General features: G+C 68.8%; 7 protein-coding genes and 1 pseudogene. 3 read left to right on the top strand and 5 right to left on the bottom strand.

The window, feature by feature from the left end:
* Nucleotides 1-256: 256 nt before the first annotated feature.
* Nucleotides 257-1,396: an IS3 family transposase gene (locus MXD59_RS25625; protein WP_308301781.1), complete on the top strand. Its 1,140-nt coding sequence runs from the start codon at nucleotides 257-259 to the stop codon at nucleotides 1,394-1,396.
* A 43-nt stretch (nucleotides 1,397-1,439) separates the two neighbouring features.
* Entirely contained in the window at nucleotides 1,440-1,640 is a 201-nt protein-coding gene (locus tag MXD59_RS25620; RefSeq protein ID WP_248827139.1) for a TauD/TfdA family dioxygenase, read from the top strand.
* A gap of 10 nt (nucleotides 1,641-1,650) precedes the next feature.
* On the opposite strand, the gene MXD59_RS25615 is transcribed toward MXD59_RS25620, so the two are convergent.
* From MXD59_RS25615 to MXD59_RS25595, 5 genes are all read right to left on the bottom strand, one after another.
* Nucleotides 1,651-2,310, bottom strand: coding sequence for a response regulator (locus MXD59_RS25615; RefSeq protein WP_248827138.1), 660 nt, complete (start codon nucleotides 2,308-2,310; stop codon nucleotides 1,651-1,653).
* Nucleotides 2,301-3,428, bottom strand: coding sequence for a sensor histidine kinase (locus MXD59_RS27155; protein WP_248827137.1), 1,128 nt, complete (start codon nucleotides 3,426-3,428; stop codon nucleotides 2,301-2,303). The genes MXD59_RS25615 and MXD59_RS27155 overlap by 10 nt, the downstream gene beginning before the upstream one ends.
* Nucleotides 3,429-3,583: 155 nt before the next feature.
* Nucleotides 3,584-3,865: a zinc-binding dehydrogenase gene (locus MXD59_RS27150; RefSeq protein WP_248827136.1), complete on the bottom strand. Its 282-nt coding sequence runs from the start codon at nucleotides 3,863-3,865 to the stop codon at nucleotides 3,584-3,586.
* A 211-nt stretch (nucleotides 3,866-4,076) separates the two neighbouring features.
* Nucleotides 4,077-4,580 (bottom strand): alcohol dehydrogenase catalytic domain-containing protein, encoded by a 504-nt coding sequence (locus tag MXD59_RS25600; protein WP_248827135.1) that lies wholly within the window; start codon nucleotides 4,578-4,580, stop codon nucleotides 4,077-4,079.
* 13 nt (nucleotides 4,581-4,593) lie between these two features.
* Nucleotides 4,594-5,400 carry a phytanoyl-CoA dioxygenase family protein gene (locus tag MXD59_RS25595; RefSeq protein ID WP_248827134.1) on the bottom strand — a complete coding sequence of 269 codons (807 nt, stop codon included), beginning with the start codon at nucleotides 5,398-5,400 and terminating at the stop codon, nucleotides 4,594-4,596.
* Between the two features lie 189 nt (nucleotides 5,401-5,589).
* Between MXD59_RS25595 and MXD59_RS25590 the strand changes: the two are divergent.
* Nucleotides 5,590-6,434, top strand: a pseudogene (locus tag MXD59_RS25590) (IS5 family transposase); the annotation flags it as partial.
* Between the last annotated feature and the right edge of the window lie 76 nt (nucleotides 6,435-6,510).

Genomic DNA, 6,510 nt, shown 5'->3' with positions numbered 1-6,510 from the left:
AGCAAAACTCAACATCGAAAACAGCGGGCGGTCCTCACGGGACCTCACACGCCCAGCAGGCGAAAGATCGAGGCTAATGCGCTGGGCCCGCAAGAAATATAAACGGCTCCGCAACGCCGGTCGCCTGCAACGGTGGTGGGAAAGGGTCACCGGAAACGAACCGGCCCTGTTCTCCCACTGGGCGTGGGTCACGGACTGCGGATTCTCCTTCGCCGGACGGTAAGAGCCGTATGAACCGAGAGGTTCACGTACGGAACTGTGGGAGCCGGCGGGTGAGATTCCCGCCGGCTACCCGACTGGAGAAACTCTCCGAGGGCGCTCCCGAGGGGAACCCGACGTCGCCGCACACGCCGAACGGCTGACCGAGGAAGCCCTCGGGAAGCTGATCCCGGAGGTCGGGGCGGTCGCGGCGTGTCGGGCGGTGGGCCGGTCCCGGGCGACGCATTATCGGCGGCACCGGAAAAGCCCGGCTCCGCCGCGGCCGGCGCCGATCCCGCACAGGGCCCGGCGGCAGCCGGCGGCCCTGACGGCGGACGAGCGGGCCCGGGTCCTCGACGTGCTGCGCTCGCAGCGGTTCGTCGACGCCTCCCCGGACCAGGTGTGGGCGGCCCTGCTGGACGAGGGGGTCTACCTGGCGTCGCCGCGGACGATGTACCGGCTGCTCGCCGAGCACGGCGAGACCGGGGAACGCCGCCGCCAGGCCACCCACCCCGCCCATATCAAACCCGAACTCGTCGCCGAGAAACCCAACGCGGTGTGGAGCTGGGATATCACGAAACTGCACGGACCGAAGAAATGGACCTACTATCATCTGTACGTCATCCTCGACGTGTACAGTCGTTATGTTGTCGGCTGGATGGTCGCGGAGGTGGAATCAGCTGCGCTTGCGGAGGATCTCATCACTTCTACCTGCGCGAAACAGCAGGTGTCTCCGGAGCGGCTGACGATCCACGCCGATCGCGGCACGTCCATGACCTCGAAATCCGTCGCGTTGCTCCTCGCGGACCTCGGTGTCACCCGGTCCCATTCCCGCCCGCGGGTATCGAACGACAACCCCTATAGTGAATCCCAGTCCAAGACGCTCAAGTATCGGCCGGACTATCCGGGCTCGTTCGAGAACCTGCAGACGGCCCGGGCCTGGTGCCGGCGCTTCTTCGACCATTACAACAACCATCATCGTCATTCCGGGATCGGGATGCTCACCCCGACAGTCGTCCACCACGGCCAAGCCGACAGCGTCCGTCAGGCCCGCGCCCAGGTCCTCGACGCCGCCTACACCGCCCACCCGGAACGGTTCATCCGCCGGCCCCCGACCCCACCGAAGCTCCCGGCACCCGCCTGGATCAACCGGCCACCCGACGAGGAGCAGCCAGACCCGGAACCGGCAAGTAGCTAGTTTTCGAACAACACTGCCTCAAACAGCTTGACGGGTTCCGTCGGTGGAGGGGCTGTCGGCCGACGAGAGTGCGGCCCTGCTCGACAGCCTCTATTCGGCGGCCACCGCCGAAGCAAACCTCTACCGGCACACCTGGCTGCGCGGCGACGTGGTGATCTGGGACAATGCCCTGGTGATGCACAAGGCGCTGCCCGCCCGTGGCCGCAAGGTGACCTACCGGGTGACCACGTCAACGTACCGGTAGGCCGCCGCGGTCATGACATCTCCCTGAGGTCGCCCAGGTAGCGCAGGATCGCCAGGACCCGGCGGTTGTAACCGGTGGCGGGGGCCAGCTCGAGCTTTTCGAAGACTGCGTTGACGTGTTTCTCCACCGCGCTCTGTGAGACGGACAGGGCCTCGGCGATTCCGGCGTTGTTGTGGCCCTGTGCCATTTTTGCCAGTACCTCGCGCTCGCGGGCGGTGAGTCGGGTCAGTGGGTGGGCGCCGCTGCTCCTGGCCAACAACCGCCGTACTATCTCGGGGTCGAAGGCGGTGCCGCCGGCCGCCACCCGTCTGAGGCCGTCGAGGAACTCCTCGACCTGGGTCACCCGGTCCTTGAGCAGGTAGCCCACTCGCCCGGTGTTACCAGTGATCAGGTTGGTGGCGTACCGGGTCTCGACATACTGGGACAGCACCAGCACCCCCACCTCTGGCCATCGGCGGCGGATCTCCAGCGCCGCCCGCATGCCCTCGTCGGTGTGGGTGGGGGGCATCCGTACATCGGTGATCACCGCGTCCGGCTGGTGCCGTTCGGTCTCGGCGAGCAGGACGCGCGCGTCGCCCACCGCGGCAAGCACCTCGTATCCCTCGTCGGACAGCAGCCGGACCAGGCCCTCGCGGAGTAGGACCGAATCCTCCGCGAGCACTACCCGCACGGCAACTCCGCAGTGATCACCGTCGGACCGCCCGCAGGGCTTTCCACGGTGAACACGCCGTCCCCGGCTGCCACCCTGCGCCGCAGGCCGGACAGCCCGCTGCCGGTGGGGTCCGCGCCGCCTCGACCGTCATCACAGATCCGCACGACGACCATCTTGCCAACCCGGGCCACCTCGACGTCTATCCGTGTCGCTCCAGCGTGCTTGCAGGCGTTGGCCACCGCCTCGGAGATCACGAAGTAGGCGGGAACCTCCACCGTGCTCGGACAGCGCTCGGTCAGCATGTAGCGCAGCCGCAACGTCACGGTGGAGCGCTCGGCCAGCGTCCGCAGAACCTCGTGCAGGCCTTCGGCGTCCAGCGCGACCGGGTACACTCGCCAGCTCACCTCGCGTAGTTCGGCCAGTACCCGGCCGGCCTCGTCGTGTGCCTGGTGGACCAGCTCGGCACCCCGCTGCGACCCGACCGTCCTCGCCGCCTGGCCCAACACCATGCCCAGCACGACAAGCTGCTGCTGGATACCGTCGTGCAGATCGCGTTCGATCCGACGACGTTCGTGGTTGACCGCTTCGACCAGTTCCGACCGGCTCACCGTCAGTTCCGAGACCCGGCGCCGGAGGTCCTGGGTGCTCGGGCCGAGCATGCGCCGCGCCGTCGCCAGGTCTAGGTCGACGACCCCGACCAGCCCCTGCACCGTGACGAACACCAGCACGGCGCCGAACATCACGGATGTGATCGGGGCGTCCCAGCCCAGGTTCGGGCCCTCGGAGATCAGCCGCTGCGCCAGGAACGGCGCCGTCAACGCGCCGAGGACGACCAGGAGCAGGATGCCCGCGCTCAGCCCGCCCACGAGCCACCGCACCCTCAGATAGCGCAGGGCCTGCCGTTCGGTGTACTCCTCGGCGTTCGTCGGGCCGAAGTACTTCTCGATCCTGCGCCGCTCATACTCGGCCAGCCCGTGCGCTGTCGACAGCACCCGTGGCCGGGTTGCTGGGATCGCCCAAGCGGGCACCGAAGTCAGCAGGAAACCCAGCTCGATGAGGCCGCTGGCACCGCCGAGGACGAGCCCGCTTGCGCGGCGGACGACCGGGCGTACGAACCCGGAGCGAAACTTCGACACCGCTTAGTGTAGCGAGTCTTCCGCCGGCCGGCCGCAGTTCTATCTGCCCGCCAGGACCGCCTTCATCACGGTACCGTCCGTCACCTCGCGCAGCGCCACCGCCTGGTCGGCGAGCGGGTAGCTGGTCACCAGGCTGGCGAGGTCGAACCGGGATGTCAACGTGGGCAGTAACCGGACTTACTCGATGAGGTGCGCCCGGTGAACGCCCATGACCCGATCACGTCGAGCTGCCGGGACACGATCTGGTGCGGGTTGACCATCGCGTCCCCGCTATCGGTGTACTGGCCGACGACCAGACAGGACCCGCCTCGTCGAGCCAGCCGCAGCCCCTGCGCGAAGGCAGTCGGCGCCCCGGCGCATTCGATCACGAGGTCCGCGCCACCGTCGACGAGGTCGACCACCTCGGCCAGCGCGGCATCGGAGTCCGTCACCTCCACGACGGGCCACCTGGTGGTCACCGATTCCGGCCGCGGCGGCCAGCGCCAACCGCCCGGGCGGCCCGCCGGCGACGACGACCCGCGCCGCCCCGGACAGCTGCGCCAACGCCGCAGCGGCCAGGCCCACCGGTCCGCTGCCCTGCACGACCACCGTTTCACCGACCCGAACCGGCCGCCGTTCCAACAGCGCATGCACCATGGTCGGCCCCGCTCAGGCGAACGCCATCGCAGCCAACGGGTTCAGCCCATCCGGCACCTTGACGACCACGGTGCCCGGGCGCAGGCAGATGAACTCCGCCCGCACCCCGGACAACGCGGGTTCGTCGGCCGTCGACCGGTTGACCCCATAGGTGTGCCGCCGGGTGCACAGCGTCGGTTCCCGGTACGACCGACAGGGCACGCATTCTCCGCAGGCGATTGACGAGGCCCACATGACACGGTCGCCGGGGTCCAACGGCGCGCCGAGGGCGTCGGCTCCACCGCCCGGCCCGATCTCGTGCACCACGCCGAGACCCTCGTGCCCAAGCACGAGCGGCACCGGCACGTCCAGGCGACCCTGCCGCAGGTGCAGGTCGGTTCCGCAGACGCCGCCGTACTCGACCGCTACCACCAGGCCACCCACAGGTGCCGCAGGCACCGGGAACTCGTGCAGTTTCAGGTCCCGGCCGAACTCGGCGAGTACCGCGGCGCGAGCGCGGCGCTGCCTGCGGCTCACTGCTGCCCGCCGGTCACCGGGCTGCGCCGGCGGACAGCAGCGGTTCATCGACCATGGTCAGCGAGGTCGCGTCCGGCTCGACGAGGTACCAGTCGCGAGGCTTGCCGACTGGCTGCGGCTCGTTGGTGACGTCGTTGTAGGTCACCAGCACCAGTCGCCGACCGAACGGCGAGATGTTGGCGACCGAACCATGCACGAGCTCCGGATGGAAAAACACCACGGAACCAGCCGCGCCCTTGGGGCTGCGCATGCCGTGGCGGTCGACCAGGTGGGCCATTTCGGTCCTGGTCAGCTTGATGTCCTCGGGGTCGACGTGCTGGGTCGAGGTGGCCTCGCTGCGACGGCCGGAGCTGATCAGGCCGTCGCGGTGCGAGCCAGGAAGGAAGAGCAACGGTCCGTTGAACTCGGTCACGTCGTCGAGGAACAGCCCGACGTTGACCAGCTTCGGTGCGGGCAGGTAGTCGGCGATCCGCCATGCTGCGTAGTCCTGGTGCCAGGACCAGCCCTCGCCGAAGAACCCGGGCTTGGTGTTGATTTTGAACTGGTAGACGTAGACCTCGTCGGTCACCAGCTGCCGGGCCGGGCCGAGTAGCCGAGGAGAGCGGACCAGTCGGGCGAACTCGGGCTGCCGGCGGTGCGAAGCGTACACGGCGCGGACCTCCGTGCTGTCCTTTTCGGTGATCCGGTGCGCGCCCGGGATCCCGCCGTCGTGTTGGAAGGCGGTTCGCAGCACGTCGACCTCGTCCGGTGCGAACAGCCGGTTCACAACCAGGTAGCCGTCGTCCCGGTAGCTCCTGATCTGGTGGTCGGGTAGTTTCATCAGGTCTCTCCAGAGGGTGTGGTCAGTGCAACAGCTGCGACAGGTTGTCGTGGCTCGAGGCAGTCCCGGCGCGCCACGGTTGCCCACGACACACTCGGGTCCGGGTCCGGTGCTAGGGCGCGTGTCGAGTTGTGATCTGTCTGCGGGATTCGCCCTCGTGGCGGGGCCTGATCCGGTAGATCGTCCTGTATGACACGGATGCAACTGACGGACGAGGAGTGGGTGTTCATCGAGTCTTACCTGCCGATCGGCGGGTTCGGCCCGTACCCGGCGCGGCTACGGGCGCAGTTCGAGGGCGTGCTCTGGCGGTTCCGGACGGGCGGGCAGTGGCGGGAGATGCCGGCGGAGTTCGGTGCCTGGCCGACGGTCCACAACCGGTTCCGGCAGTGGCGGGACGCTGGTGTCTTCGAAGCCCTGCTGGAGGGCATGGTCGCCGAGGCCGCGAAGCGCGGTGAGGTGGACCTGTCCCTGGTCAGTGTGGACTCCACCACCAGCCGGGCCCACCACGACGCTGCCGGGATGCACCTGGGCCACGACGTCATCACCGCCCTGGAGGAAGCCGCTGCCGAGGAGGAGGAGGCCCGGCAAAAGGGGGCGGCTCGGAGGGACAAGACGGGCAGAACGCCGGATGCGACCCCGAGCGGGAAGAGCGACGACGTCTCCGGCGCCGGCACGGCCTGCGGCTGAAAGCTGCTCTGCTGGGACGGTCGAGGGGCGGGCAGACCAGCAAGGTCCACCTCGCCGCCGACCGCAAGTGCCGCCCGCTGGCGTTCGTCCTGACCGCGGGGCAGGCCGCGGACAGCCCGCAGTTCATCCCCGTGCTGGCGAAAGTACGGGTCCCCGGGCCCGTGGGCCGTCCCCGCACCCGACCCGACGCGGTCGCCGGGGACAAGGCGTACTCGTCCTGCGGCAACCGTGCCTACCTGCGGAAACGCGGTATCAAGGTGGTCATCCCGGAGAAGAAGGACCAGGCCGCCAACCGGAAGAAGAAGGGCAGCAGGGGCGGCCGGCCCGTCCGCCACGACGCTGATCTTGCCGCGCTGGTTCTACCGGCTGCGCCAGCATCGGGGTCGTGCCGGTGAGCCCAAGGGGTTCGGCTGGCGGGAGTAC

The organism is Frankia umida (assembly GCF_023242945.1).
GTDB classification, from domain to species: Bacteria; Actinomycetota; Actinomycetes; order Frankiales; family Frankiaceae; genus Frankia; species Frankia umida.
This window is presented reverse-complemented; position numbering and strand designations above follow the sequence as displayed.

Coding starts and splice junctions, on each gene's coding strand:
- MXD59_RS25595 (WP_248827134.1), bottom strand. CDS start 5,400: ATGAAACTACCCGACCACCAGATCAGGAGCTACCGGGACGACGGCTAC.